The sequence below is a fragment of the Zhongshania aquimaris genome (assembly GCF_019312595.1).
In the GTDB taxonomy this organism is placed as follows: domain Bacteria; phylum Pseudomonadota; class Gammaproteobacteria; order Pseudomonadales; family Spongiibacteraceae; genus Spongiibacter; species Spongiibacter aquimaris.
Genome location: NZ_JAHWDQ010000002.1, coordinates 64,924 through 91,856, shown reverse-complemented (window position 1 = coordinate 91,856; position 26,933 = coordinate 64,924). Strand labels below are relative to the sequence as shown.

Below are 26,933 nucleotides of genomic sequence, written 5' to 3'. Positions count from 1 at the left end.
AATTGTTGCTTTGCTCTCTGCCAGTCCTACTTTTGCTTAAATCGTAGCCAAAGCGCTCGCTCCGCTGCGTACCGGGCATAAAGGGCAGGCTCTATTAAATCGGTCATTTATGATAATCAACCCGACGCCCTATTGCGTGCGATTTTTCTTTGTCAGAGAACAAAATTCCAGTTCGAGTAAGGGCCTCTTTCAATTAGTTAGAGGCGAGAGTGTGGCTGACATCGTTGATGCAGTCCATATTTTGGTATAACAAAATTAAATTTAGGCCGCGTCGTTACTGGTCTACGTGTGAACTTTCGATCGCCGCCTTTGCCTCATTAATGCAATAGTCACTGCGACAGCGTAGCATGGTAAGCACTATTCACTGATCTAAACGTTTGTATCGCAAACCACTACAGCTCAGAGAGGGTACTATGATTGGCCTGTTAGCATTTCTTGCAATTGTTATTGCCACCGCCTTAATTTTTTCTTTCCAGTTATCTCGGCGTCGCGGCTGCGCGGTGTTTGTTAGCGCTTGGTTGCTGGCTGGTTTGTGCAGTGACTTCTTTATTCATCCCATCGTTTTACTGGTCTTATTGGCCGTGCTGGCGGTGATTATTGTCGACAGCTTAAGAATCCGTTTTATCAGCGCACCGGCAAAAGTGGCATTGAAAAAAATGATGCCCGCGATGAGCAGTACTGAGCGCGAGGCGCTGGATGCCGGCACCACCTGGTGGGAAAAAGATTTATTTTCCGGTCATCCCGATTGGTCTAAGTTCGAGGCGATCGAGCTTTCAACACTGAGTGAAGCAGAGCAAGCCTTCCTTGATAATGAAACCGCAGAGCTCTGCGAGATGCTCGACGAGTGGCAAATTCATCATCACGATAAAGACCTGTCACCAGCGGTGTGGCAGTTTATAAAAGACAAAGGCTTTCTCGGTCTAATTATTCCCGGTGCATACGGCGGCCTCGAATTTACGCCTTACGCGCAAAGCCGCGTTGTGAGCAAAATTGCCAGTCGCTCGACAGTGGCGGCGGTCAGCGTGATGGTACCCAATTCATTAGGTCCCGGTGAGCTGTTGCTGAAATACGGAACCGATGAGCAAAAAGACTTTTGGCTGGCGCGTTTGGCTAAGGGCGAAGAAGTGCCCTGTTTTGGTTTGACCAGTCCCGAGGCGGGCTCGGATGCCGGTGCGATTCCCGATACTGGTGAGGTCTGCGAACAAGAATACAACGGCGAAAAAGTCCTAGGCGTAAAACTCAATTTTTCAAAACGCTGGATTACCCTTGCGCCGATCGCGACTGTTGTTGGGTTGGCATTTCGCCTCAGCGACCCCGACGGATTAATAGGTGACGAGGTTGAGCGTGGTATTACCTGCGCGCTGGTTCCCGCAGATTTGGCGGGGGTGGAAATCGGTCGCCGTCATTATCCGGGTTCGGCATTTATGAATGGCCCGATAACCGGTGTCGATGTCTTTATACCCATGTCGATGTTGATCGGTGGGCAAAAATATATCGGCCAAGGCTGGATGATGCTGGTGGAGTGTTTGGGTGCTGGGCGCGGTATTTCACTGCCCGCACTATCCACTGCCGGTGGCGAAATGAGCTATTTGATGGTCGGTGCTTTTGCGCGAATTCGACGCCAGTTTGGCATTTCGGTTGGCAAGTTTGAGGGTGTTCAAGAAGCCAGCGCAGACATTGCGGCGGGTGCGTATATGCTAGAAGCCTATCGTGCCCTAGTGACTCGCGCCTTGGCTGATGGCGCGCCGTCGGTCTTAACGGCGATGGCCAAATATCACGCGACGGAAACCATGCGCAGTTTGATTAATCACAGCATGGATATTCTGGGTGGTCGGGCTATTCAAATGGGGCCAAGAAATTTTATGGCGCTGGTTTACCAGACTATTCCCATCGCGATTACCGTTGAGGGCGCAAATATTCTTACCCGCTCGATGATTATATTCGGACAGGGAGCAATGCGTTGTCACCCCTATTTGGCGGATGAACTCGAAGCCCTGTCTGATGACGGCGACGGTGCTTTAGAGCGCTTTGATGGTTTGCTTAGCGCTCACTTAGCGCACACCGCTGGCGTGTTTAGTCGCGGATTTTTGCAGGGTTTGACGGCGAGCAAGTTTTCAAAAACGGATTGCGGAAATAGCGCTTTGTCGGCGCGCTGGTATCCGAGAATTGATCGCTACAGTGCCGTGTTTGCGGCGACGGCGGACTTTGCATTACTGCTACTGGGTGGCGATCTTAAACGTCGGGAGTTACTGTCGGCGCGACTTGGGGACGTGCATAGTCAGCTTGTTATCGCCTGCGCTATTCTCAAATTTCATGATAATCAGCATGCCAGCGAAGCAAATACGCTACATGCGGAGTTTGCCTTAAAACGCAGTTTTACAGCATTGAATAAAGCGCTAATGGGCTTTTATCAAAATATGCCACAGCGTTGGATGGGTTGTGTGTTACGCGTAGTATTTTTCCCCTGGGGTGTGCCGAGCTTCGACGTGTCGGATAATGATATTCGCGCTTTGGGCGATATGATTATGACCCAAAATCCGGTGCGGTCGATATTGGCAGATGCGGTACATATGAGCGACAACGACGAGGACGCCCAAGGCCGTATTCATCGCGCTTTTCAATTGTTGAGTGAAATTGAAAACGACTACGATGCGGTTCTTCATAGCAAATTACCAGGCGATAGCTTTGCTGAAAAATTACAATCGGCAGTGGCGGCTGGTCTGTTAACTGAGCAGCAGTCGCAGCGGCTTGCAGAGTACGATGAACGCCGTTATGACTGCTTGCTGACCGATGCCTTCGACGCCAAACTGAACGATATTGATGTGCGTCCGGTTCGGCCATAGTGTGCGGAGTGGTAGGTGGAAAAAATATTTACCGATCAGAATTTGATGTTGGTTGTGAATGTGCAAAATCTGTTGTCGGCAGAGGGAATAGCTGGCGAACTTCGCAATAGGTATGCAGGTGGCGCGTCCGGAAGCTTGGCCTTCACGGACGTGTGGCCAGAGTTGTGGATTGATGAGCGCCATTTGGCCAAGGCAAAAAGCTTGTTGACAGAGTTGAGCCAGCGGCCAGAGCAGGCTTGGGTTTGTTCTCGTTGTGACGAAGAGAGCCCGAGCAGTTTTGATTTTTGCTGGCAGTGCGGCGAGCCATCGCCCAGTTCAGGGCCATAGGTTTTGCGCTTGAATACTACTACAAAAATTAGGGGTAATTGCCTATCAAAAGTTGACCGTTTCTAGGCTATATTACGCCTACTGTCTTTTTAGCGGCTACTTGCTGAGAAGATAATGGGACGGGTTTTGTCTTCTGTTGCGTGAAGATACAGCCAAATTTAAAGGGGCCATTTGGCCCCTTTTTTATGCACTCAAAATAGCGGATTAAAGCTGGTTTATATCCCGCACTGCACCTTTGTCGGCGCTGGTGACCATTTTTGCATAGGCTTTAAGGGCTGCAGATACTTTGCGTGGACGCTCGTTAACGGGCTTCCAGCCATCGGCGCCTTTGGCGTCCATCGCTTTGCGGCGTTTATTGAGCTCACCCTCGTCGATCAGCACGTTAATGCCGCGATTCGGTATGTCGATTCGAATAATATCGCCCTGTTCCACCAAGCCAATAGCGCCGCCAGCGGCTGCCTCTGGCGAAGCGTGACCGATAGACAGGCCCGATGTGCCGCCAGAGAAGCGGCCGTCAGTTAATAGCGCGCAGACTTTGCCCAGTCCCTTGGATTTGATATAGCTGGTTGGGTATAGCATCTCTTGCATACCAGGACCGCCTTTGGGTCCTTCGTAGCGAACGATAACCACATCGCCGGCTTTAACTCGGTCGTGGAGAATATCGTCTACCGCGCCTTCTTGGCTTTCGCAGATATGCGCGGGGCCCTCAAATACCAAAATGCTTTCATCAACACCGGAGGTTTTTACGACGCAGCCGTCCTCAGCGATATTGCCGAACAGCACCGCCAAGCCACCTTCTGTAGAAAAGGCGTTCTCTAAATTGCGGATACAGCCATTTTCGCGGTCGGCGTCCAGTGAGCCCCAGCGTGTGTCTTGGCTAAAGGCAGTTTGGGTTGGGATGCCGGCGGGGCCTGCTTTGAAGAAATTTTTCACGGCATCGTTATCGGTGCTCATGATGTCCCACTGGGCTACGGCGGCGCCCATGGTGCTGGCGTGTACGGTTGGTAGGTTAGGCTCGAGCAAACCGGCGCGATGGAGTTCGCCGAGAATAGCGAATACACCGCCGGCTCGATGCACGTCTTCCATGTGGTAGAGCGGTGTATTTGGCGCAACTTTGCACAGCTGCGGTACTTCACGAGACAGTTTGTCGATGTCTTTTAAGGTGAAGTCCAGCTCGGCTTCCTGGGCTGCCGCAAGCAAATGCAGAATAGTATTTGTAGAGCCGCCCATGGCGATATCCAGCGCCATGGCATTTTTAAACGCGTCATACGAGGCAATGCTGCGTGGTAATACGCTGTCGTCATCTTCTTCGTAGTAGCGCTTGGCGAGTTCTACAATACGGCGGCCAGCTTCTAGGAATAACTTTTTGCGGTCGGCGTGGGTGGCTAACATTGAGCCGTTGCCAGGCAGAGACAAGCCGAGTGCTTCGGTTAAGCAGTTCATGGAGTTAGCGGTGAACATACCGGAACACGAGCCGCAGGTAGGGCAGGCGGAGCGTTCGTATTCAGCGACTTTCTCGTCAGATGCGGAGTCGTCAACGGCGATAACCATGGCGTCAACCAAGTCGAGCTTGTGCTCAGACAGCTTGGTTTTACCCGCCTCCATTGGCCCGCCAGAGACGAATACCACGGGAATGTTTAAGCGCAGCGCTGCCATCAACATGCCGGGGGTGATTTTGTCGCAGTTGGAGATACACACCATGGCATCGGCGCAGTGGGCGTTAACCATGTATTCGACTGAGTCGGCGATAATGTCTCGGCTGGGCAGGCTGTACAGCATACCGTCGTGACCCATGGCGATACCGTCGTCGACCGCGATGGTGTTGAATTCTTTGGCGACACCGCCGGCTTCTTCAATTTCTCGGGCGACTAGCTGACCCATGTCCTTTAGGTGGACGTGGCCGGGCACAAATTGCGTAAATGAGTTAACCACGGCAATGATTGGCTTCTCGAAGTCACCGTCTTTCATGCCGGTGGCGCGCCACAATGCGCGTGCCCCCGCCATATTGCGGCCGGAAGTGGTGGTTTTAGAACGATATACAGGCATAAATTCCTCTTTGGCGATCGCCGAGCCGTGTCGTGCATAGAGTATAAAAGCGCGTCAGTTTAACACATAGCCCCGTGTCGTCGCATGGACGAATCCGCCATACTCTGGGCTCTAATGTGCAATTGTCTGCGTACATTGGCAAGATGATCTACTTTGTAATTGCAGTAATCAAATTTTGCTTGGTTTGCTGCGTTCGCGGCCAATAAGAAATTCACAGCGGGAGTTAAAAGATGGATGAGGCACTGGGTGCAGTAAATAGCGTAGCACCCGATTGGCTGGGTGTTTGGGGGCCTTTTGCCGTCGTGATGCTCTTTTTGTTTGGCGTCTGGTTGTTTACCCGCAAGATATTTGCAGTTCAAAAAGATCACGGTGCGGATATTCGCTACCGTGAGCAGGGCACTAAACTTGTTTTTCGTTTGAGCGGTTTGCTACTGGGCATCACTACCTTCCCGATGGAAAGCGAACTCCGGGGTCAGTTGTTGAGCTTGGTGGGTTTGCTACTCAGTGCCGCTATTGCGCTGTCTTCTACCTCGGTGATGGGAAACTTAATGGCGGGTTTCATGTTGCGCACGGTCAATAGCTTTCGCGCCGGTGACTACATTGAATTTCGCAATGAGTTGGGCCGAGTTTCGCAGCGGGGCTTGCTGCACGTCGAGTTTCAGAACGAAACCAGCGAGCTGGTGACGGTACCGAATTTATTATTAGTGCAAGAACCCTACAACGTAGTGCGGTCATCCGGCACGGTGGTGTCTGCCGAAGTGTCGCTGGGCTACGACGTTGATCGCCGCGATATTGAAGAGGCGCTGTTGAAAGCGATTGAGGCCGCGGAACTGGGTGACGGTTTTGTGCAAATTCGCAATCTCGGCGACTTTTCGGTTAATTACCGCGCCAGCGGCTGGTTGAAAGAGGCGGGGCTTTTGGTCAGCGCCCGCTCCCGCTTGCGAGGCAAAATGCTAGATGCGTTGCACGACGCTGGAATTGAGATTGTATCGCCGTCATTTATGAATCAGCGACCTTTGCCGCCGGAATTAAAATTTATTCCAAAACGCAAGAAAGTAAATATGCCGGAAGAAGATAAAAACGGACACGCTGAAGAAATCCTGTTTAGCAAAGCAGAAGTGGCCAGCGCCGTTGAAAATCTTGAGGCAAAAATAAAAAAATTGAAGGAAAAATTAAAAATCGAGCCGATAGAGGGCGAGGAAGATATAGATCGAGAAGCCGTAAAAGAAGAACTATCTGCCTTAACCGAAGAGCTTGAGACGGCGCGGGAAAATGCCAAGGTAGAGTCTGCGCGAGATCGTCACGGCAAGGATGAAGATGATACCGAGGAAGTAAAGGAGGATAAACCGCTAAAAAAATAGGCTAGGCAATAGGATCGTTTACCGAAAATGATAATAGCGATGCCTAGCTTTTGTATAAGTGACCCGGTCAAGGTGATGAAGATCCGGCATGAATAAGGCCCGTTCTCGGCGTAGTAAGTTTAGCGTCGGTTTGAGCGATAAAAACTGAAAGCGTTGAACAAAGGTGAACGCTATGGATCAAGAAAAGCGTAGGGGAGATGCTCCTATTCCACAGGGCGCGGCAGACATGCTAAATGAGCTGCAACAACTGGCATTGCGCCAAATGGAGGGCTTTGGTTGGCGACTTCATTTTATCAGGAGGCCGCTTTTCCAAGAGCGCGTTGTGGTGGTGATCGACGCCTCTGGCGAGAATATTGGTATCTTAGAGGAAGATGGCAGCATCAATATGTCGCCCGCCATCGCCCATCGCTAATTAATACCCCTTAGCTGCCGATTTGGGTCTTTATCCAATCTGTTAACGCGAGCCCTGTACCCATCGGCCAAGGTTTAATGTCTGCTGGAGCAACAATTTTGTAATCATCTAATTCGTGGTTGAGTTTTATCTCGCCGGCTGCTTTTACGTGGTAGGCAATAATGACCTGATTTTGCTGCGCAAATGGGTAGACCCCAACTAGTGATGTCTCCAAAGCGTGTAGATTGAGTTCTTCCATGGTTTCACGGCGCGCGCATTCCTCGGGATCTTCGCCAGCTTCTAAAAAACCGGTGATAATAGAATAGAACGTTTTTGGCCAGGTCACGTTATGGGCCATGACAACACCGCCCTCGACTTCAACAATCATGGCGACCACCGGTACGGGATTATTCCATAATACAAACCCACAGGCGGGATCGGGACAACCCTTGCGGATTTCACTATCGATCAATCTTTCGGCAATGGGGCTGGCGCATTGGGGGCAGAAATTCATGGAGCAACCTCGATATTATTGTTGGGTAACATAGTCAATTCAGAGATTTTGCCACAGAGCGGCGGTATGCGACTATGTTTGTGGTAAATCAGTGGCTTACTTGCCCTTAATTCAGACACAAGCGGTATCTTGGTATGGATCTTAAATTAAAGAATAAAATCGCCTTAGTGACTGGAAGTCATCGCGGCACAGGCGAAGTGATTGCTCAGACTCTCGCCAGAGAAGGTGCAGTCGTTGTTTTTCATGGCAACGAAGAAGGTGCCGCTGAGCAAGTAGCGGCTGGTATCGAGAACGCGCATGCGGTTTGGGGCGACATAGCTAGCGATGCAGGTTGTGATCAAGTATTGCAACAAACCCAAAGCGCGGTGGGTGCCATTGATATTTTGGTAAACAATTATGGCACTGCAACGGCGGGTAAGTGGGCGGTAAGCAACACCGAAGGTTGGTTGGATATGTACCAGAAAAATGTGCTGTCGGCGGCCCGTTTGATTCAGGGCTTCAGCCCTGCAATGCGTGAAAAAGGCTGGGGGCGAATTGTTCAGCTGGGCACGATCGGCAGTCATCAACCCAATAGCATCATGCCGCACTATTATGCCTCCAAAGGTGCACTGGCGACTATGAGTGTGAGCTTGACCAAAGAGTTGAGTCATACCGGTATTACCGTTAACACCATCTCGCCAGGTTATATTCGAACCGCGGAATTGGAAGCGGGCTTTCGCCGTCGCGCGGAGAAAAAAGGCTGGGGTGATGATTGGAGTGATATTGTGAAAAATATTGTTGCAACGGAATACCCAAATCCCAGCGGTCGTATTGCCGAGCGTCAGGAAGTCGCCGACTTGGTCGCGTTTATTTGCAGCGATTTAGCGGGTTTTATCAACGGCCAGAATATTCGCATTGATGGTGGTGCGGTGGCGTATGTGTGAGATCTTTTGTGCTAGTCAGTCGGCTAAGAACTCGGCGAGCACGGAATCGAGCATATCGTAGCCGCGCGGTGTTGGTGAGTAATTGTCGCCAATCAGTTGCAGCAATTCATTCGCAATAAATTTTTCGATAGGGCGGCTAATGGTCTGCCAGTGCAAGCCCGTGCGAGATTCAAATAAGGTCCTAGAGAAGCCGTCTTGAAGACGTAGCGCATTCATCATAAATTCTAGTGGTAAATCTGCGCGGGCAATGACCTCTGTTTTACTTGTTCTAGACGGTGCGCGACTCAAATAATCTTCTGGTTTGCGAGTTTTTTGATAGCGAATAATATTGCCATCTGCCTGGCTGATTTTTCCGTGAGCGCCGGCACCGATCGCGAGATAGTCACCAAACTGCCAGTAGTTAAGATTGTGTCGCGCTTGGTGCCCAGCCTTGGCAAAGGCAGAGACTTCGTAACGCGTAAAGTTTGATTCAGATAAAAGGTCGACGCCGGCGCTTTGAATGCGGTGCATCTCCGTTTCTACGGGTAGGCTCGGCGGTCTTTTAAAAAACTCGGTATTGGGTTCGATGGTAAGTTGATACCAGCTAATGTGGGGTGCACCGGCGTCAATGGCAATCTGCAAATCACGCAAGGCATCGTCTTGGGTTTGCTCATTGAGGCCGTGCATAAGATCGACATTAAAATTATCGAAGCCGGCATTTCTTGCGCAGGCTATCGCCCTCAGCGCGTCATCGTTGCTGTGTATTCTGCCTAGTTTTTGAAGCTGCGTGGCATCAAAGCTTTGCACGCCAATGGATAGACGGTTGATTCCCGCATGGCGATAACTATCAAAGCGGGCTTGTTCAACCGTACCGGGATTTGCCTCTAGGGTAATTTCAATATCTGCTGCGAAGTGTAGCCGCGCGCGTAATTCTTTAAACAGGGTTTGGTATGCCTGCGGGCTAAACAAGCTGGGCGTGCCGCCGCCGATAAAAATGCTTTGTAACTCTCGACCTTGAATAAATTCTAAATCCTGATCAAGGTCCTCTAGCATCGCCTCGATATAAGCTTGCTCTGGCAACGCACCCTTTTTTTCATGGGAATTAAAGTCGCAGTAGGGGCATTTGCGAACGCACCAAGGGATATGGATATATAGGGAAAGTGGTATATGGGTTAGCAAGCTCGCTTCAGCATTGTGATCGGGCAATTTGGAATTGTTCATAGCCGGGGTGTTCTTAAGCTGCTTGTTGCGGACTGTCAGTTTAGCATTAATTGAGCGAGTGTTTTTGATTTTCGGATCTGACTCGAGTGACTTTCCGTTTGAAATTTTTACAATTAAAGGCACCTGACCTGAGAGGTAAATCGTGCTGAATAACTACGTCTTCCTGGAAGGGTGAGTAAACTTAGAGGAAACTGCAATAAAATTACGCAGAGGGATTGTTTATTCTAATGCTGAAATCACTTTTGTAAGAGATGGCTTAAGCTTAAATCGCCAGTTCGAGGTAAACGAAACGGGCGATTTAAGCTCGTACATTTACTTTGTGCTATTCCACAATAACTTGAATGGTGCCGGACACATCGCCGCTATTTTTCAGTACTTGTTCACCCGGGTCCTGTTGCGTTGCCGGGGGCGAGGCCAATACAGAATCAAAGAAGCTGGCATAAATCATTACTTGAGATCCACTAGCCATCGCAGGTATCGTCCAGCGTTTACCCGAAGGCAACACACCGTCTAAACAGGTCGTTGCGCCGCCTGGTGGATTTGTCAAAGGAAGCACATTTACTTCTTGGCCATTTTCATCGTAGGTATGTATAACGAAAATGATATTATTACCCGATTGAAGGCCTTCAACGGGTTTAGCAGAGCAGGCAAGATCTATTTTCAATTCGTAATCGGCTTCGGCTTCGTGATCGAAGACCCAGGCCATAATGTAACTGCCCAATGCGCCAGAGGTAATGCAATCGGTACCTTTTTCACCCTCCGAATATTCAACTTCAATACACCGCCCCTGCGTTTCGCTTGAGGTACCAAAGCCGATGGTGTTGTCGCCCATATTCTCTATAGTGCCGGCGCTGTCTGCAATCAACGCCACGCTCGTAGTTAGGCATTGATCGCCGCGCTCTTCAGAAAACACCAAATTGTCTGAATCCGACTGATCAAAATTAAATGGGCGGCCCTCAGACAGTGAGCCCATTTTTTGACGGATATTCGCCGGTGACAGACCCTGGTAATCGGGGTTTACCACACCAAAGATGGTTTCTACTTCGACGTCCTCAGGATTACTGTTGGTGCAATCTTCTCTTGGTGAGCTGGCATTCGTTACCACGTTTGCATTCATATAGACATTGCCCGCGCAATCTAGTGTATTGATTGTCACATTGGCCTTTATGCTGCTGTCTTCATTACTGGTGGCGGTGAGTACAAACGTGCCTACGTCCTCCGTACTGAATCGCACCGTATTATTGGCGAGCTCTGTCAGCGTGCCGCCATTGGAAGTCCAAGTTACAGAGTCATCATTGCTAAACCCGGTGATGATGGCGCGATTTTCTTCCGTGTAGACGGTTTCGTCGCAACTACCGGCTAGTGTTTCCTCAATACTTATCTTTAAGTCTGCCAGTTTAACTTCTGCGGTTGTCCTGCGAGGCTCTGTTGGCACTAGGGTTTTGGATGTAGAGGTTAATGTAATGTACTGAGGGTAGCCCTCTGGATCCGAGGGAGTTGCTATCCTTAATTGTAATGAGTCACCACTTCGTGTCTTGGACACGCTAAGATTACTGGAGGTCTGCATTTCATGTTTTTCGGGAAGCACTGAATTGAGAATGCTCACATTGACATCAATGACTTCTCCTGGTGTGTTGACAACAATTGGGCTAGAAGAAAACAAAAATGATTTCGCGAGGTTTTCCATCACGATGGTGTCTTGCTCCATCGCGAGCGTGTTGGTATATGAGGGGAACTTCCCTGACTTCAGTTTCACCTCGAGTTCAGATTGACCAACTTCCTGTGGCGTGATTTTACGATCTTGTCCGGTGTTTAAAGAAAATGCAGTGCCTGAAATAAACTTTGGCTCAGCATAGTCACTGCCAATCTGGATGTTATTCCAGCTGATAGGAGGCACAATTAGCTCGCAATCCTGAGCCCCCGCTTTAGACGTGACCCGGTTGGCGACTTCACTTGCCCCGAACATTAAATTGGGATCGACTGGACTCTTTGGGGCACCCAAGGCGGCAAAACCAGTGTCTACAACCAATTTAGAAAAGTCATATTCTTTGCTTCGCGCATCGACGCGGAAAAGCCAACTCGGTTCTGAAAATTTTTCGGTGTAATCTTCTTCGAGGCGTGGCTTCGGAATAATTGTCAGTTTGGCTTCCGTGATTTCAGATGGCAGCAGCGCTGCAACCATGTCAATTTCCATATTGTTGGTAATACTGCTAATCGCCATCGCGGTCGTCAATACCGCTAAGGGTGTTGCAGCTGCCCCTTTGCCTAATTGGCCACCTACGGTAAATAACGTGTTTAGTGCAGAGCTCTTTGCCGCCTGACTTGCGGCGGCACTTTGGGCGTTTCTTTGCTTAGTTTGCGCCTCGTAAGATAACTTCATGCCGCGAGACAATGTCTCGCCATTATTTATCGCTACTTTGTGCTTAGTATTATCTGCATAGCTGCCCGTGCATTGGGCGCGGCGTACCATCGGTTCCGCTGCGGCAACATTGGCTATTTCGCCTGAGTCTGGGGTTGTCGTAAAGATCGGCCCATCAAAACGGCTCGCAAAATTCTCTAGTAAAGTTTTGAGATCCAGTTTTTCCATTACTTGCGCGATGTAGGCCTTATCATTTGCGGACATCGTAGCGAACACGTTGCGCTGATAAGCCAAGCTAATTTCGCTGGCGGGATCGTTGAATAACTCGTGGATGTAGTGGGCCGCCAAAAGATAGGGGTCATTTTGAATATCTTCGTCTGATACTGTCTCCGGATCGTAACCGAAGGCCTCTTCAAACTTGATAAGCGCCTGCTCAAGGGTATCCAGTACATCGGCGTAATTATCGGTATCGCTAGCCGGTGGGAGGGCATCAACCGTGATAGCTGGGATGTTGCAGCGTGCGCCGCCCATTTCGGCAACTAGCGTAATTTCGCCACCGTTTGCCGCTAGGTCCGGTGTTATGGGCGCATTGACGATGTACCCCATGTCGCTAGTAATACTGCTCAATGGGACTTCGCTGTCTGACAGAACAATATAGACGGCGTCGAGGGTTTCGTTTGTTTTGAACTCTATCGGATCGCCGGGCAGTATGGTGTCCGTTGTCAGAAGAGTCAGCCTATCGCAGACCTGATTTGCACTACTTCCACCTCCGCCGCCTCCGCCACCACAGGCACCTAGTAATATGGTCGAAATCACCAGGATATAGCCTAGCGGTTTGCGAAGAAGTTGTTTAAATAGGAGAGAATTCAACTGGTTAAAATACATTATACAATTCCATTTGAGATGTTCATCATCTGAACGCTATTATGAAGATCTAGCAACGTCTTCGTATTCCGTCACTAAATTAAGTGCCCCCCATATAATGATACTCTTAGGGTCGTTTTATCAAGCCCAAATTGAGTAGTCCACCAGCAGCTAATAGGACATTTTGTTTGCGTATGTAGTGGCCAGCGGCAAATTCTTTGGAAGAAATTATCGAGCTCACAAGGGAGGGCCTGGCAAGTATCTGTTGATACCAAACCCTGGATTTTGTATCTAGATTCGCAAAATGATTATCTTTTTTTCGATACCAAATATGCGAAATGTTTTATAGATCTACGGCATCTTGGGTTTTCCCAACGAGTGAAAAACAGCGTCACGCCGAGCAGAATATCATTTAAGGTGAGCCAATTAATTTATAGCTGTGGAATTCACGTGCAGCGTGGGAGGCTTGCACAATATTCACTATTTCGTGAAGTGCTTTAGGTACTTAGTTTGTTCTTATTGCGGCGTTGATTTGAGAGGCGTCGTTGCCGCTTTTTCCACCATAAATAGACGCCGCTACCAAATAAAACGGTGGGCGTGATGCCGGTAATCAGAAGTAGCCAGCGACCACCTAAGCCAAGCGCATCGCCACTGTGTAAAGGGAATTGCCATATTAAAAATTTATTACCCATTGGCGCCGTCAGTGGGTTCCAGCTGGCTAATACTTCGCCAGTGTATTGATCTACCCACACCTTACTAGCGCCGTAATTTGTCCACGCCTCTTCGCTTTGCGTTAAGAGCAACTGGTAGCTGGCGGTGTCGCTGTCTGGTAAATAAATTCGTTTTAAGGTTGCGCCGGGGAAAACGGCTGATGCTTTTGCGACGGCGATATCTGCGCTAATCGCTTGGGTTTCAATCGTGTTTCTCGGTGCTGAGCTAGGCGACGGCAGCTTGCTTACGGGACTCACAAAATTGACTGCGGCTTCCATTGGGCCATGAAAAATTAAGCCAATACCTGTAAATGCGGATAATCCCAGCAGTACAGAGAAAAAAATACCAATGAATTTGTGTAGGTCGTAGTTTAATCGCATCGCGCCTTTGTGACGCTCAATACGCAGCGCGCCGCGCCATTGCCCGCGGCGTGGCCACCAGATTACGATGCCACTGAGACAAAAGAAAAGTAGTGCTATACCCATTGTGCCAACAATGTATTTGCCGGTTTGGCCAGCGGTTAAACTGTGGTGAAAACTGTATAGCCATGTCATTGGGTAGTTACCCCATACGCGCACGGCGAGAACGTCAGTTGAATCTGGAGCGATGCTAACTTCTAAGGCTTTGCCGTCATTTGCGCCGCCGGGAAAGCGGGCGACATGTGGACTGCCCGCTGCGCGAGACAGGTAAAGTCGGCTGAGAGTCGCGTCGTTTGGTGCCGCTTCTCTTGCAGCGCTAATAACTGATTCTAGCTCTATTGGCTTGGCCGATGGATTGCTGCGCAGTTCAGGTGTTAGGGCTTCATCGATAGCGTGATCGAATACCAGTAGACTACCGCTAATACCAATTAGGCTAAGTAGTACACCGAAGATCAATCCGGCGTACTTATGCAGCTTTAATAGAACATTTCGCATGTCGATATTTATGTTTAAAACTGTTTAGTAAACGACACGTTAACGCTACGTCCCAAGCCTTTAAAGTTTCGAGAATCAGATCCAGTGGTTTGTGAATAGTAGGTGAAATAATCTTCGTTGTTGAGATTTTGTATTCCTACGCTAATCGTTCCAAAGCTTGCAGCGTAATCGAGGTTGGTATCTACGGTGGTGTAGCCATCAAATTTCGTGCTGGTTTGGCCGCTGCTGTTTTTAAAATTGCGGTCTTGAACTTGACTGACTTGTATACGTGAACTCAATTTGTCAGTCCACTCGCGGTCCCAGCTAATATTGACGCGATTCGGGCCGATATTCGCACCGGCGAGGTCGGTGTCTACTTTGCCGTTGCCGTCAGAGTCGTATTCCCCCTCCTGACGAGCGATGCGAATATTGAGGGTGTCGGCGTCGCTGGCAAACCAACTGGCGCGAAGTTCGATACCGCTGATTTCAGTGCGTTCGCGTTTTACACTGTAAATGCCATTGGCGTCGGCCTCTAGGCGCTGGCCAAAATCAGAGTCCGATTGGTAGTAGCTCAATTGGGCTTGGAAATTGCGATTTGTATATTCTGCACCAATCTCGGTGTTGTCGGTAATAATGGGCTCTAGATCCAGAAAGGTTTCAACGCTTTGATTAGCGGTATTGATTCCTCGCAATACACGACCGACATCGGCCATAGAAAACCCTTCAGACATATTGCCAAACAAGCGCCAGTTGTCAGTAATTTTGTAGGTGGCGCCAACATTAAATAGGGTGTCGTCGAATTTTGGATTGCCACCTTTTACAAATTGGCCGCCGTTATATGATGCCAAGGTGTTGAAATCGTCGACCATTAATTCGGAGTTTTCCTGACGAACGCCGGCGGTAAGCGTGAGATTTTGAATGCCGACATACTCCGCTTGTAAGAATGGCGCGTAGTTTTCATACTCGGTTTTTGGCACCCAGTAGCGACCAGTGGTGATTAATTTTTGGTAAGTAGTGTCGGTAAAAATATCCATGCCGTAAACCAAGTTTAGTGGCATGCCAGCGATGTCATCTTTGATCAAAGTAATCTTAATACCTTGCTTCTCTGAGTTGTTTTGCGATTGATCAAATACCGATGGTCCGATAGTTGGGTCTTGGAAAGTTCCTGCGGCGCTTCCGCCGTAGGTCGCTGCAAATTCCTGGGTGAAAAAATGCGCACGCAACTTGTGGCCAAAGAAGGTTTCGTTACTATAGTTAAAGCTGAGCAGGGTGACTTCATTACTGACAGGCTCGCCCTGCAAATCGCCTTTTTCTGCAGTGGTCGGAACACCTGCATTGATGTCGCCATCGACACCAACCCAGTCATTGTTCCCGGCTATATCATAGTGGTTGATGGTCATTTCAAGGCGCTGTTCATCCCAGTTGTAACCCATTTTTAAAAACACGTTGGCCATGTCGGAATCGAGCGTGTCGCCCTGGGCATTATCGAAACCAATAATATCGCCGTTGGCGTCGTAGCCGATGCCGCTTTGGCGGTAGCCGATACTTGCAAGGGCGTCGAAGTCTTGCCAGCTACCCGCCACGCTGTAATTCACTCCGTATCCCAGGCTCTCGCTGATATCCTCTTCCTGAAAAAATGACTCGATGCGAATGCTTTGCTCGGTAGTGTCAGTCGGTTTTTTGGTAATGAGATTGATAATGCCGCCTGAGGCGCCCAAGCCGTGAATAGCGTTGGCACCGTGGATGACTTCTACCCGTTCAAGCATTAGAGGATCAATAGTGTGGGCATCTCGACCACCGTCACGCAGTGGGTTGGATTGTGGTACACCGTCTACTAGATATAGAGGCTTGCGGCCACGTAGGCTCTCTCCCGCATTAGTCATCTTTTGGCGACTTGGAGCAAAGCTAGGTATGAGGTTACCTAGAATGGTCGACATATCGCTGCTGACCCCCATCTGCTTAATAAGCTCTTGCTCGTTAATAACGGTAACGGTATTGGCAATGGTGCTGAGTGGTCGTTCTGAGCGGCTGGCCGTAACCACTATTTCTTCGGTGAACTCTTTGGCGATGGCAGCGCTGCTGGCAGCTATTAGTGCGAAGGTGGTTAAGGACAGCGATTTTTTGAGATTTGTCATGGAGATTTTCTACTCGAAATAGGAGGTCTTGTTAAGGCGGTCTTACCGAGGGTATTTGATAATCGCTAATTGTATAGATTATGAGAATCATTATCAATTGTGATTGGAGCGGTTTCACAGGCTGGGCCATTGGTTCAGAAGTAACTCGCCGTACCCCATCTCGATTGGGTATCCAGCGAAGGGAGCGGATGCTTTTCTTGGATTGGGCTAACTGCAAGAGCTGGTTTCGCCCAGCTGGGCGAAACAGTAGTTCCTAGAAAACTGAAATAATTATAAATAGTCACTTAGGAGCTAAAACGGGTGTTCTACACTGCCCCCAATTAGCTCAACCCCAACTGGTCCCAAATATCATCTATCTTTTGAATAACGGAAGGGTCCTTCACAATGGGCCTTCCCCACTCACGAGTGGTTTCACCGCCCATCTTATTGGTGGCGTCCATTCCCATTTTGGAACCTAGACCCGAAACAGGTGAGGCAAAGTCGAGATAATCGATCGGGGTATTTTCGACGAGTACGGTATCGCGTGCGGGGTCCATACGGGTAGTGATGGCCCAGATAACGTCATTCCAGTCGCGGGCGTTGACGTCGTCGTCGCAAACAATTACAAACTTGGTGTACATAAATTGTCGTAAAAATGACCAAACCCCAAACATGACGCGTTTGGCGTGACCTGGATATTGTTTTTTAATCGTCACCACGGCCATGCGATAGGAGCAGCCTTCCGGTGGCAGATAGAAATCGACTATTTCTGGGAATTGCCTTTGCAGTAGTGGGACTAACACCTCATTCAAGGCGACGCCGAGTACGGCTGGCTCATCCGGTGGCCGACCGGTATAGGTGCTGTGATAGATCGGTTTTTTGCGATGGCTGATGTGGGTGACGGTAAATACGGGGAAGCTGTCTACTTCATTATAGTAGCCCGTGTGATCGCCGTAGGGGCCTTCGTCGGCCATTTCCTCAGGGTCGATATAACCCTCTAGAATAAATTCTGCTGTCGCCGGCACTTGTAAGTCATTGCTCAAGCTTTTGGTGAGTTCGGTCTTGCTGCCGCGCAGTAATCCAGCAAAGGCGTATTCGCTCAGTGAGTCAGGTACCGGCGTAACCGCACCTAAGGTCGTAGCTGGATCGGCGCCAAGCGCAACCGATATTGGAAATTTTTCACCAGGGTTGCTGGCTTTAAATTCTTGGAAATCCAGTGCGCCGCCGCGATGTGAAAGCCAGCGCATTATCAGCTTGTTTTTGCCGATTAACTGCATGCGGTAAATGCCGAGGTTTTGGCGTTCTTTATTCGGGCCACGGGTAATGACTAGTGGCCAAGTGATCAGTGGTGCGGCGTCGTCGGGCCAGCAGGTTTGAATGGGCAGTGTGCGTAAATCTACCGCGTCGCCTTCAATCACGCATTCCTGGCAGGGCGCATTGCTCACCATTTTAGGCCCCATATTCAAAACTTGTTTGAATACCGGTAGTTTGCTCCACGCGTCGCGTAGACCTTTTGGTGGATCAGGTTGGCGTAAAAAAGCGAGTAATTCGCCGACTTCGTGAAGGGCCTTTATATCGTCTTTGCCCATACCCATTGCGACACGCTTTTCGGTGCCGAATAAATTCGCCAGTACCGGAATATCGTAACCAATGGGATTTTCAAACAATAGGGCGGGGCCGCCAGCGCGCAAGACGCGGTCGCAAATCTCAGTCATTTCCAGATTGGGATCAACGGGATGGCTAATACGTTTTAGCTCACCTTGTTTTTCTAAATGCCGGATGAATTCTCTGAGGTCTTTATACATGGCAGGCGTTACGCTGGATGGGAGACGGGGAGACGCAAAGTAAAATAATAGTGGGCGCGGATGGTGCAGCGCCCAACACATTGACGAGAGCTGAGAGTTTTGCTTTTTAGCATCTCCCGTCTCCCGTCAAGCATTCCGCGTTACTTACGCTTCATCGAGTCAAAGAAGTCCGCGTTGGTCTTGGTATCTTTGAGCTTGTCGATTAAGAATTCAATCGCTGCGGTGTCTTCCATACCGTGCAGTAATTTACGCAGAATCCACATTCTGGCCAGTTCTTCTTCACCGGTCAGCAATTCTTCGCGACGGGTGCCGGAGCGACGAATATTGATGGCGGGGTAAACGCGCTTCTCGGCAATTTTGCGGTCGAGGTGTAGTTCGTTATTACCCGTACCTTTAAACTCTTCGTAGATAACCTCGTCCATTTTCGAACCGGTATCAATCAATGCGGTTGCGATAATGGATAAGCTGCCACCTTCTTCAATATTACGAGCTGCGCCGAAAAAGCGTTTTGGGCGTTCCAAGGCGTGTGCGTCGACACCGCCGGTCAGTACTTTGCCGGAGCTGGGGATAATGGTGTTATAAGCGCGAGCTAGACGAGTGATAGAGTCGAGCAGAATAACCACGTCGCGTTTGTGTTCAACCAGGCGCTTGGCTTTTTCGATAACCATTTCGGCCACTTGAACGTGACGTGCAGGTGGCTCGTCAAAGGTCGAGGCGACCACTTCTGCGCCGCGAATACCGACGGAGCGCTGCATCTCGGTGACTTCTTCAGGACGTTCGTCAATCAGCAGAACGATAACGTAGCACTCTGGATTGTTGCGGATAATGCTCGAGGCAATATTCTGCAACATCAGGGTTTTACCCGCTTTTGGCGGAGCGACGATCAGGCCGCGCTGGCCTTTGCCGATTGGTGCAGCTAAATCGATGATGCGTCCAGTTAAATCCTCAGTCGAACCTGTGCCCATTTCAAGCGTTAAGCGCTCATTGGGAAACAGGGGGGTGAGGTTTTCAAACAGGACTTTGTTCTTGGACTGTTCTGGGCGGGTGAAGTTGACTTCGTCGACTTTCAATAGTGCAAAATAGCGCTCGCCTTCTTTTGGCGGCCGGATTTTGCCAGCAATACTATCGCCAGTGCGCAGGTTAAAGCGTCTGATCTGGCTGGGTGAAACATATATATCGTCGGGGCCGGCGAGGTATGAGCAGTCGGCTGAGCGCAGGAAGCCAAACCCATCTTGCAAAATTTCCAGTACGCCGTCGCCGTGAATATCTTCACCACTTTTGGCGTGTCGTTTCAGTATGGAGAAGATGATGTCTTGTTTGCGTGAGCGGGCAATGTTGTCCAGGCCGCTTTCTTTAGCAATGTCGAGTAGTTCTTGGGCTGATTTAGTTTTTAGATCGGTCAGATTCATAGGTATATGGGTTTAGTGGTATCAATTAGACAGGATATAAGCGAGACGTGGGATCGGCAAAAACCGGGAAGCCGGAACGAACTCGACGAGTTAAGCTGAAGCGAATATAAGGTTAATTATTGGGTGTTCTTTGAAGGATCTTGCGCACTCTATCACTGAAAAGTTAGGGCGTCTACCTTTTAGCGTGAGCCCGCTCAGTAAAACTGAGCGGGCTGCAGCGGACTTACAGTGCTGAATTCACGAAATCCAGTAACTGGGTTTTAGACAGTGCGCCAACTTTAGTGGCCTCTGCATTTCCGCCTTTGAAAATCATCAGCGTTGGAATACCGCGAACGCTAAATTTGGCAGGCGTGTCGCTGTTGGCATCGACATCGATTTTGCAGATTTTCAATTTGCCTGCGAACTCGCCTGAAATTTCATCCAGAATGGGTGCAATCATTTTACAAGGGCCACACCACTCAGCCCAGAAATCGACCAGCACAGGTAAATCAGACTTCAGCACGTCTTCTTCAAAGCTGCTGTCGGTGACGTGAACGATGTTGTCGCTCATGTTAGTTCTCCGAATAAACTTCACAAAATAAAGGATGTGCGATGATAGCACAGGAATTGGCGGGATGTGAAAAGGGGTAACAGTGTGAATTTGACCGTTGGCTCATATGTGGCGGCGATAGATATGGGGTCAAATAGCTTTCATTTATTGATCGCACAAGTGCAATCGAATGGTTGGTGTGCTGTGTATACCGAGGAGCGCAAAGTGCAATTAGCGGCGGGTGCCGATCAAGGTAGTTTACAAAGAGACGCCCAAGACCGTGCGTTATTGTGCCTGCAAGATTACAAGGAAATATTGGCGCGCTACCGCATTGCGGAACTGCACGTGGTTGCCACTGCGTCATTGCGCGGCGTGCGCAATACCTTGCCGTTTTTATCGGCAGTGGAGGATTTACTTGGCGTGCTGCCAACAATAATCAGTGGCGAGCAGGAAGCGGAGCTGGTTTATCTTGGTGTTAGCACAAAATTGTTGGGCAAAGCGGATACCTCGTCTCAGCAACATTGCCTGGTGACTGATATTGGTGGTGGTAGCACTGAACTCGCCTGGGGTTTCGCACATCGAATGGTGAAAGGGGTGAGTGTCGATGTCGGCTGCCTGCATTATTTGCGCTATTTTCCGGATGGTGAATTGCGACAAGAACATTTTAATGCAGCGCGCGATGCCGCGAAGGTGATATTTAAGCAGGCATTGCATCGTTTTCCGGCGGCTTTTTGGGAATCGTCTCCCCGTGTCGTTGGTTGCTCTGGCACCTTGTTGGCAGTTGAGCAAGTGCTCTTAGCGCAGCCTAAAAACCCAAGTAGCACGGGGATTTACTTGCAACAGTTGCAGGCACTGGCAGACAGTTTGTTCTCATTTAACGCCGTTGATGACGTTCGCTACCCCGGTCTGACTGAAGATCGCCGGTCTATTTTTGCCTCTGGCGTGGCGATTGTAATGGCCCTGTTCGAGACCTTAAATATTAGTAGTATGCAACTTTCGCAGCGCGGGCTGCGTGAGGGTATTATCGAAAATCGGCTCGCTGAACGCGGGCTGACATTCCAGCAAGGAGGACAGCAGCAATGAAAAAAGTCGCACTGATACTATCCGGTTGTGGTGTTTATGACGGTTCCGAAATATATGAATCGGTACTCACTATGTTGTCATTAGAAAATCATGGGGCCAGCTACCAGTGTTTTGCACCGAATATTGAGCAGCTCCATGTTATTAACCATTTAGTGGGTGAAGTGGCCGAAGGTGAAAGCCGCAATGTGCTAGTTGAAGCCGCGCGATTGGCCCGTGGCGAAGTGAAGGACTTGGCTGATGCACTGCCAGCAGATTTTGATGCGGTCATCGTGCCCGGCGGCTTTGGTGCGGCCAAGAATCTATCTGATTTTGCCGTAAATGGCACTGATATGACGGTGCAAAAAGATGTGCTGCAGTTTATTCAGGCCATGCATAAGGCTGGCAAGCCGGCCGGTTTGATCTGCATAGCACCGACCATGGCGGCCCGTATTTTTGGTGATGGCGTGAAATGCACGGTGGGTAATGACGCCGATGTTGCCGCTGCTATTAATAGCATGGGTGCGCTTCACCAGAGCTGCGCGGTCGATGAGGTTTGCATAGATGAGGCGATGAAGTTAGTGACAACGCCGGCCTATATGTTGGCGGGAAGTATTGCCGAAGCGGCTAAGGGAATTAATCGCTGTGTGCGAGAAGTCTTAAATATGGCCTAGGTGCGCGCGGGGTTTTGAGCTTACGGCTGGTCTGATTGAGCGCTGGCCGTTATGCTTGCCGCATTTGCTTGAGTATGGGAACGCATTCGCGACATGCCCCGATTTTTATACAGTGCTTTTTTCTACTTAATTTTGCCGCTGGTGTTACTGCGCCTGCTTTGGCGAGGGTGGCAGGCACCGGCGTATCGGCATCGTATTGCAGAGCGCTTTGGTTTTTTTCAGGCGCCAGCGCAAAAACACGGTTTGTGGATTCATGCGGTTTCAGTCGGCGAAAGCATAGCAGCGGCGCCAATCATTGAGTATTTCCTCGCAGAGCATCCAACCTTGCCTGTGGTAGTTACTACCATGACGCCAACCGGCTCTGAGCGGGTGCAAGCCATGTTTGGTGAGCGCGTGTTCCATGTTTATGCCCCCTATGATTTGCCTGATGCAGTAAGCCGGTTTTTAAAGCGTGTCCAGCCAAGCGTCGCGGTGATCATGGAAACCGAGATTTGGCCTAATATGGTTTGCCAAACGGCGTCGAAGGGAATTCCCGTTCTCTTGGCGAATGGACGCTTATCTGAGCGCTCCGCACGCGGCTACGGTCGTTTGGCGGCGTTAACACGGGCGGTATTTTCGCAGTTTTCACAGGTGGTGGCGCAATCTGCGGATGACGGAGCGCGTTTTGTGGCACTGGGTGTGGCAGCAGAGAACTTGACGGTTTCCGGTAGTATTAAATTCGATTTGGCCATTCCAACCCTGCTCCGAGATCAAGCGCGTGAGTTGCGTGCGCAGTGGTTTGGCGAGCGGCCGGTGTGGATCGCGGCGAGCACCCACGCCGGTGAAGATGAAATTTTATTGGCGGCACACAAGGCATTGCTTGCGAAGCAAGCAAATGCGCTGCTGTTATTGGTGCCGAGACACCCAGAGCGTTTTAGCAAGGTTGCAGAATTAATTACAGCCGACGGGTTTAGCCTTCAGCGTAGAAGCGAATATCGGCAAGGCAGCAGTGCTATTGATGCGCAAGTCATTTTGGGCGATACCATGGGCGAGCTATTGCTGCTGCTTGGTTGCGCCGATATTGCCTTTGTTGGCGGCAGCCTAATTGAGCACGGCGGCCACAACACTTTAGAGCCTGCAGCCTGGGGATTGCCGGTTCTGAGCGGCCCCAGCGATTTTAACTTTTCGGAAATTAGCGCTTTATTGCAAGGGGCGGGTGGCTTGCTAACGATAGTCGACGCGGAGGATTTAGCGGAGACGCTACAAGGTTTAATGGCAGATTCGCAGCGTGCTGGACAGCAGGGGGCGGCGGCAAAACAGGTGGTGGATAATAATCGGGGCGCTTTACAGCGCTTGCTCATGGTAATCGAACAAGCGCTGGAATTGCGTTAAGACTTTGCCGATCCAATCTCTTTTAGCTGCTCTCTTTTAGAGAGATGGGCTTAGGCAGTTGTAACCATTTATTCAGTGCAATAATGTCTGCTGGGCTCAATGTGCCGGCATTCAATTTTAGTTTTAGCACATCAATAACATAGTCGTAGCGGGCATTGGTGTAGTCGCGCATTGCGCCATAAAGGCGGCGTTGGGCATCGAGAACATCAACTATATTCCGTGTTCCCACTTCATAACCAGCCTCAGTTGCGTCTAGCGCACTGCGGGTTGAAATGATGTTCTGTTTACGGGCATTGACGGTTTGCACATCGGTGTATACCGCAATGTGCTGTGCACGGGTGCCGGTAATGACCTGGCGCTGGGTAGTTTGCGCATTGTAGTTGGCCGCGTTGTATTGCTCGTAGGCTTGGCGCCGACCAGCGCTGATACCACCACCGGCAAACAGCGGCATGGTTAGGGTTACGCGCAAAACATCGCTTTCAGTGTACGCGTCGGGTTGGGTGGCAAAGACACTTGGTGGCGTGAATTGTGTAGAGCCATCAGTATCATCTTTGCTACTCGTAAAGCTACCAACGATTTTGGGCAAATGCTCCATTTTTTTGGATTGTGCGGTTTCGTAGGCCGAACTCGCGCCGGCATTCGAGACTTGCAGCAACTTGTTGTTGGCTAGTGCGAAATCTACCCATTCGGCGCGGCTCGCAGGCTCAGGCATGGTGATGGGAAAATCTGTTTTCAGTGACCACAGATTGTTGTGCTCTTGACCGGTTAAACTGCTGAGATTCTCTCTAGCAATAGCCAAGGTACCTTCAAAGCCATAGCGCTGGGCAACCGTGCTGTCAAAAACGGCGCGGGCTTCATGGACGTCGGTGATAGCAATTAAACCAACGTCAAAGCGCTGCTGGGTTTGCTCTAACTGACGTTTTGCTGCGCGTTCTTCCGCCTTAGACGCGTCTAGGTTTTCACGGCCGCGCAACACATTGAAATAGGCTTCGGCGGTGCGTACGATCAATTGTTGTTGTTCGTAAGCTAATTGTGCTTCGGCTTGTTCAGTAACTTTTTTGCCGGCCTGAAAACTAAACCAAGCAGGTAAGTCAAATAGCGCTTGGCTTAGTGACACCGAATAAACCTCTGATTCGGTTCCGGTGGAGGCCTTTTGGTCAATGATGGTCGTAGTGCCACCAAGCCCAGTACTTTGTTGGATTGATTTGCGCTCTGCTTCGCTTTCGGAATCTTGATAATAGGCCTGCGCGGTAACCTGCGGCAACAGCGCGGCACGGCTTAAATTTTTGGTTTCAATGTTGGCTCGGTACGTTGCTTCGGCGGCTTGTAACTGCGGATCATTTTTCACTGCAAGTTCATAGACATCGAGTAATGTGTCAGCCTGAACAAGGTGGCTGCTTAGGAGTGCAGCGATGGCGATACTGAGTAGATGACGTTTGGCGATCATAGAGGTAACCTGTCTCCATAGAGGGAAGGTGATAAAGCGCTAAAGTGTATCAAACTAAAGCCCCTTGAGAATGTAAATTAACGAAAGTTATGGAATGTTTGGGTGTTCCATTAGGAGCGATGTGGATAAACATCAGTACCGCATAGACCTCAACGGTCATCTCGCCGACTGCGAAATGAATTTCCGCCGCCTGCAAAAACTGCTGCCTGTTGATGTGGCTGCGGGCGATTGTCTGCGTTTTGGCGTGGCGACTAACGCCGTCGAGTTGCATGTTAAAGAGCGAGCGCCGTACACCACCATGATTGAGCTGCGCTTGGAGAAGCCGCTATTCGCCGAGCTGCCAGTGCCGGTGCTACAAGTTAGAATTTATCACGACGCTAATCTCGCGGAGGTCATGGGGGCGCGGGGGTTGCGGCCGGTAAAGCCCCGTTACCGCTACCCTAATGCCAGCATGTACCACCGTGACGAAAAGGCGCAGCAAAACCGTTATCTCGGTGAATGGTTGAGTCTGTGCCTTAGTCATGGCCACTCTTTAGATAATCCGCTGAATATTCTTGAAATATGACGCCGTTCGCTTAATTTTACTGGCGCAAGGCTGGGGCATCCCGTATAAAACAAGCATTAATAATGGGGTTGTTCGGTGAATTTGCCTGCTCAAAAAGACCAAGCACTGCTGACGGTGGTGCAAATTAGCGATTGTCATCTCGGCGCCCAGCTGGGTGACAGCCTATTGGGTATGGATACCGATAATAGCTTAGAGCTAGTGCTGAGCACGTTGGCTGCAGAGTGCCCACATATAGATTTACTCGTGGTCTCTGGTGACATTGCAGCGCATGGCGATGCGGAATCCTACCGTCGTTTGTATGCGCGACTCGATGGTCTCGCGTCGCAAATGGTGTGGTTGCCGGGCAATCATGACGATGTGGACCTTATGAAAAGCATCGTTGGCGATCAAATGATGCCTACAACGGTGGATCTGGGCGCTTGGCGCTTGGGCTTTTTGAACTCTGCCGTCGAAGGTGAGGTTGGCGGCTGCTTGGCGGCTGATCAGCTTTCTGCGGTGGCGAGTATTGCAGAGGCAGAGCGGCCCAGCTTGGTGTTCTTGCATCATCACTTGCGAGCTTTGGGCTGTGCCTGGCTAGATGAGCAACGGGTAACAAATGCTGATCAAGTCTTTGCCCTGGTCGCTGGTAAGCCCCAAATCAAAGCCTTTGTGTCGGGTCATGTGCACCAGCAGTCTGAAATGCTTTTTGAAAATGTGGGGCTGTTAACCACGCCGTCAACGTGTATTCAATTTGCGCCGAATAGCGACAACTTTGCGCTCGATGACTGCAATCCAGGCTATCGAGTATTTTACCTGGCGGAAAATGGTCGATTTCAAACAAGAGTGTCGCGGGTAAAAGGTGTAACATTTGCGGTCGACAATCTGGCAAGTGGTTACGAATGACAGCAGGGCTTATTTATATTCACGGGTTTATCTCGTCACCGCAATCTTTAAAAGCACAGCAACTGGGGCGTTACGTCGCCGAGCACTACCCCAATATTCATTATATGGTACCGTCGCTGTCGAATACGCCGGCGGAAGCGCTTCGTGAGCTAGATCAACTAGTGCAAGATTTTTTGCAGAAGAAGACCGGACCATTGGGCTTAGTGGGAAGCTCCATGGGGGGATTTTTTGCCACTGTCTTGGCTGAGCGTTACCGCCTGCCCGCGGTGTTGGTGAACCCGGCGGTTCAACCCCACACCTTTGCGGAACATTTTATTGGCGAACACCACAATCCCTATACCGGTGTGGACTTTAGTTTGACGCAGGTCGACATTGATACGCTGCAGTCTTTGGTGGTAAAACCGGACACCGGACGTTACTGGGTGATGGTACAGGAGCAGGACGAAACCTTGGACTATCGCGATGCGGTGACGTTTTACCAAGGTGTTAAGATGACAGTGGAGGCGGGTGGTGACCACAGCTTTCAAAATTTTGATCGTCACTTAGAGCCAATAGTCGAATTTTTGCAATTGTCAGCGTCGACAGCAGAATAGTCAGCGGCGTGAGAAAATAATACGGATTCCGGTCCATTCAATGGCTGGATGTT

21 protein-coding genes are annotated in these 26,933 nt (G+C 50.0%); 11 read left to right on the top strand and 10 right to left on the bottom strand.

What is annotated here, in order from left to right:
- The first annotated feature begins 413 nt into the window (after positions 1 to 413).
- Positions 414 to 2,843: an acyl-CoA dehydrogenase gene (locus KXJ70_RS09185; protein ID WP_219043209.1), complete on the top strand. Its 2,430-nt coding sequence runs from the start codon at positions 414 to 416 to the stop codon at positions 2,841 to 2,843.
- A 15-nt stretch (positions 2,844 to 2,858) separates the two neighbouring features.
- Positions 2,859 to 3,170, top strand: coding sequence for a putative signal transducing protein (locus tag KXJ70_RS09180; RefSeq protein WP_219043208.1), 312 nt, complete (start codon positions 2,859 to 2,861; stop codon positions 3,168 to 3,170).
- Between the two features lie 204 nt (positions 3,171 to 3,374).
- Here the strand turns inward: KXJ70_RS09180 and ilvD are convergent, their stop codons facing one another.
- Positions 3,375 to 5,216: a dihydroxy-acid dehydratase gene (ilvD, locus tag KXJ70_RS09175; RefSeq protein ID WP_219043207.1), complete on the bottom strand. Its 1,842-nt coding sequence runs from the start codon at positions 5,214 to 5,216 to the stop codon at positions 3,375 to 3,377.
- A 230-nt stretch (positions 5,217 to 5,446) separates the two neighbouring features.
- Between ilvD and KXJ70_RS09170 the strand changes: the two genes are divergently transcribed.
- Positions 5,447 to 6,577 (top strand): mechanosensitive ion channel family protein, encoded by a 1,131-nt coding sequence (locus KXJ70_RS09170; protein ID WP_219043206.1) that lies wholly within the window; start codon positions 5,447 to 5,449, stop codon positions 6,575 to 6,577.
- Between the two features lie 172 nt (positions 6,578 to 6,749).
- On the top strand, positions 6,750 to 6,989 hold the full coding sequence (locus tag KXJ70_RS09165) for a hypothetical protein (RefSeq protein WP_219043205.1): 240 nt from the start codon (positions 6,750 to 6,752) through the stop codon (positions 6,987 to 6,989).
- Positions 6,990 to 6,999: 10 nt separating this feature from the next.
- On the opposite strand, the gene KXJ70_RS09160 is transcribed toward KXJ70_RS09165, so the two are convergent.
- On the bottom strand, positions 7,000 to 7,482 hold the full coding sequence (locus tag KXJ70_RS09160) for an NUDIX domain-containing protein (protein ID WP_219043204.1): 483 nt from the start codon (positions 7,480 to 7,482) through the stop codon (positions 7,000 to 7,002).
- Positions 7,483 to 7,616: 134 nt separating this feature from the next.
- Between KXJ70_RS09160 and KXJ70_RS09155 the strand changes: the two genes are divergently transcribed.
- Positions 7,617 to 8,405, top strand: coding sequence for an SDR family NAD(P)-dependent oxidoreductase (locus KXJ70_RS09155; RefSeq protein ID WP_219043203.1), 789 nt, complete (start codon positions 7,617 to 7,619; stop codon positions 8,403 to 8,405).
- Positions 8,406 to 8,420: 15 nt separating this feature from the next.
- On the opposite strand, the gene hemW is transcribed toward KXJ70_RS09155, so the two are convergent.
- The 7 genes from hemW to trxA form a co-directional block, all read right to left on the bottom strand.
- Complete coding sequence (gene hemW / locus KXJ70_RS09150) at positions 8,421 to 9,605, bottom strand: radical SAM family heme chaperone HemW (RefSeq protein ID WP_219043202.1); 1,185 nt, start codon at positions 9,603 to 9,605, stop codon at positions 8,421 to 8,423.
- 322 nt (positions 9,606 to 9,927) lie between these two features.
- Entirely contained in the window at positions 9,928 to 12,849 is a 2,922-nt protein-coding gene (locus tag KXJ70_RS09145; RefSeq protein WP_219043201.1) for a hypothetical protein, read from the bottom strand.
- Between the two features lie 476 nt (positions 12,850 to 13,325).
- Positions 13,326 to 14,453, bottom strand: coding sequence for a PepSY-associated TM helix domain-containing protein (locus KXJ70_RS09140; protein ID WP_219043200.1), 1,128 nt, complete (start codon positions 14,451 to 14,453; stop codon positions 13,326 to 13,328).
- Positions 14,454 to 14,467: 14 nt separating this feature from the next.
- Positions 14,468 to 16,567 carry a TonB-dependent receptor gene (locus KXJ70_RS09135; RefSeq protein ID WP_219043199.1) on the bottom strand — a complete coding sequence of 700 codons (2,100 nt, stop codon included), beginning with the start codon at positions 16,565 to 16,567 and terminating at the stop codon, positions 14,468 to 14,470.
- Between the two features lie 320 nt (positions 16,568 to 16,887).
- On the bottom strand, positions 16,888 to 18,351 hold the full coding sequence (gene ubiD / locus KXJ70_RS09130; RefSeq protein ID WP_219043198.1) for a 4-hydroxy-3-polyprenylbenzoate decarboxylase: 1,464 nt from the start codon (positions 18,349 to 18,351) through the stop codon (positions 16,888 to 16,890).
- Positions 18,352 to 18,491: 140 nt separating this feature from the next.
- Positions 18,492 to 19,760, bottom strand: a complete 1,269-nt coding sequence (gene rho, locus KXJ70_RS09125) for a transcription termination factor Rho (RefSeq protein ID WP_219043197.1) — start codon at positions 19,758 to 19,760, stop codon at positions 18,492 to 18,494.
- 223 nt (positions 19,761 to 19,983) lie between these two features.
- On the bottom strand, positions 19,984 to 20,310 hold the full coding sequence (trxA, locus tag KXJ70_RS09120; protein ID WP_159238771.1) for a thioredoxin TrxA: 327 nt from the start codon (positions 20,308 to 20,310) through the stop codon (positions 19,984 to 19,986).
- An 84-nt stretch (positions 20,311 to 20,394) separates the two neighbouring features.
- Here trxA and KXJ70_RS09115 point away from each other — a divergent pair, with 84 nt between their 5' ends.
- The 3 genes from KXJ70_RS09115 (at position 20,395) to waaA (ending at position 23,393) form a co-directional block, all read left to right on the top strand.
- A complete protein-coding gene (locus KXJ70_RS09115; RefSeq protein WP_219043196.1) occupies positions 20,395 to 21,372 on the top strand; it encodes a Ppx/GppA phosphatase family protein in 978 nt (325 codons plus the stop codon).
- Positions 21,369 to 22,022 (top strand): isoprenoid biosynthesis glyoxalase ElbB, encoded by a 654-nt coding sequence (gene elbB, locus KXJ70_RS09110; RefSeq protein WP_219043195.1) that lies wholly within the window; start codon positions 21,369 to 21,371, stop codon positions 22,020 to 22,022. Before KXJ70_RS09115 ends, elbB begins: the two co-directional genes overlap by 4 nt.
- A gap of 93 nt (positions 22,023 to 22,115) precedes the next feature.
- The gene (gene waaA / locus KXJ70_RS09105) at positions 22,116 to 23,393 is read left to right on the top strand and encodes a lipid IV(A) 3-deoxy-D-manno-octulosonic acid transferase (protein ID WP_219043194.1); all 1,278 of its coding nucleotides are present in this window, start codon (positions 22,116 to 22,118) and stop codon (positions 23,391 to 23,393) included.
- A gap of 22 nt (positions 23,394 to 23,415) precedes the next feature.
- Here waaA and KXJ70_RS09100 read toward each other — a convergent pair whose 3' ends face one another.
- Positions 23,416 to 24,840 (bottom strand): TolC family outer membrane protein, encoded by a 1,425-nt coding sequence (locus tag KXJ70_RS09100; RefSeq protein ID WP_219043193.1) that lies wholly within the window; start codon positions 24,838 to 24,840, stop codon positions 23,416 to 23,418.
- A 121-nt stretch (positions 24,841 to 24,961) separates the two neighbouring features.
- Here KXJ70_RS09100 and KXJ70_RS09095 point away from each other — a divergent pair, with 121 nt between their 5' ends.
- The 3 genes from KXJ70_RS09095 to KXJ70_RS09085 all read left to right on the top strand — a co-directional run bounded on the left by KXJ70_RS09095 (position 24,962) and on the right by KXJ70_RS09085 (position 26,880).
- Positions 24,962 to 25,405 carry a DUF1249 domain-containing protein gene (locus tag KXJ70_RS09095; RefSeq protein ID WP_369409765.1) on the top strand — a complete coding sequence of 148 codons (444 nt, stop codon included), beginning with the start codon at positions 24,962 to 24,964 and terminating at the stop codon, positions 25,403 to 25,405.
- Positions 25,406 to 25,480: 75 nt separating this feature from the next.
- Positions 25,481 to 26,287: a phosphodiesterase gene (locus KXJ70_RS09090; protein ID WP_219043191.1), complete on the top strand. Its 807-nt coding sequence runs from the start codon at positions 25,481 to 25,483 to the stop codon at positions 26,285 to 26,287.
- Positions 26,284 to 26,880 (top strand): YqiA/YcfP family alpha/beta fold hydrolase, encoded by a 597-nt coding sequence (locus tag KXJ70_RS09085; protein WP_219043190.1) that lies wholly within the window; start codon positions 26,284 to 26,286, stop codon positions 26,878 to 26,880. Before KXJ70_RS09090 ends, KXJ70_RS09085 begins: the two co-directional genes overlap by 4 nt.
- Positions 26,881 to 26,933 lie beyond the last annotated feature (53 nt).

Coding starts and splice junctions, on each gene's coding strand:
- KXJ70_RS09185 (WP_219043209.1), top strand. CDS start 414: ATGATTGGCCTGTTAGCATTTCTTGCAATTGTTATTGCCACCGCCTTA.
- ilvD (WP_219043207.1), bottom strand. CDS start 5,216: ATGCCTGTATATCGTTCTAAAACCACCACTTCCGGCCGCAATATGGCG.
- KXJ70_RS09170 (WP_219043206.1), top strand. CDS start 5,447: ATGGATGAGGCACTGGGTGCAGTAAATAGCGTAGCACCCGATTGGCTG.
- KXJ70_RS09165 (WP_219043205.1), top strand. CDS start 6,750: ATGGATCAAGAAAAGCGTAGGGGAGATGCTCCTATTCCACAGGGCGCG.
- KXJ70_RS09160 (WP_219043204.1), bottom strand. CDS start 7,482: ATGAATTTCTGCCCCCAATGCGCCAGCCCCATTGCCGAAAGATTGATC.
- KXJ70_RS09155 (WP_219043203.1), top strand. CDS start 7,617: ATGGATCTTAAATTAAAGAATAAAATCGCCTTAGTGACTGGAAGTCAT.
- hemW (WP_219043202.1), bottom strand. CDS start 9,605: ATGAACAATTCCAAATTGCCCGATCACAATGCTGAAGCGAGCTTGCTA.
- KXJ70_RS09145 (WP_219043201.1), bottom strand. CDS start 12,849: ATGTATTTTAACCAGTTGAATTCTCTCCTATTTAAACAACTTCTTCGC.
- KXJ70_RS09140 (WP_219043200.1), bottom strand. CDS start 14,453: ATGCGAAATGTTCTATTAAAGCTGCATAAGTACGCCGGATTGATCTTC.
- KXJ70_RS09135 (WP_219043199.1), bottom strand. CDS start 16,567: ATGACAAATCTCAAAAAATCGCTGTCCTTAACCACCTTCGCACTAATA.
- ubiD (WP_219043198.1), bottom strand. CDS start 18,351: ATGTATAAAGACCTCAGAGAATTCATCCGGCATTTAGAAAAACAAGGT.
- rho (WP_219043197.1), bottom strand. CDS start 19,760: ATGAATCTGACCGATCTAAAAACTAAATCAGCCCAAGAACTACTCGAC.
- trxA (WP_159238771.1), bottom strand. CDS start 20,310: ATGAGCGACAACATCGTTCACGTCACCGACAGCAGCTTTGAAGAAGAC.
- elbB (WP_219043195.1), top strand. CDS start 21,369: ATGAAAAAAGTCGCACTGATACTATCCGGTTGTGGTGTTTATGACGGT.
- waaA (WP_219043194.1), top strand. CDS start 22,116: ATGCCCCGATTTTTATACAGTGCTTTTTTCTACTTAATTTTGCCGCTG.
- KXJ70_RS09100 (WP_219043193.1), bottom strand. CDS start 24,840: ATGATCGCCAAACGTCATCTACTCAGTATCGCCATCGCTGCACTCCTA.
- KXJ70_RS09085 (WP_219043190.1), top strand. CDS start 26,284: ATGACAGCAGGGCTTATTTATATTCACGGGTTTATCTCGTCACCGCAA.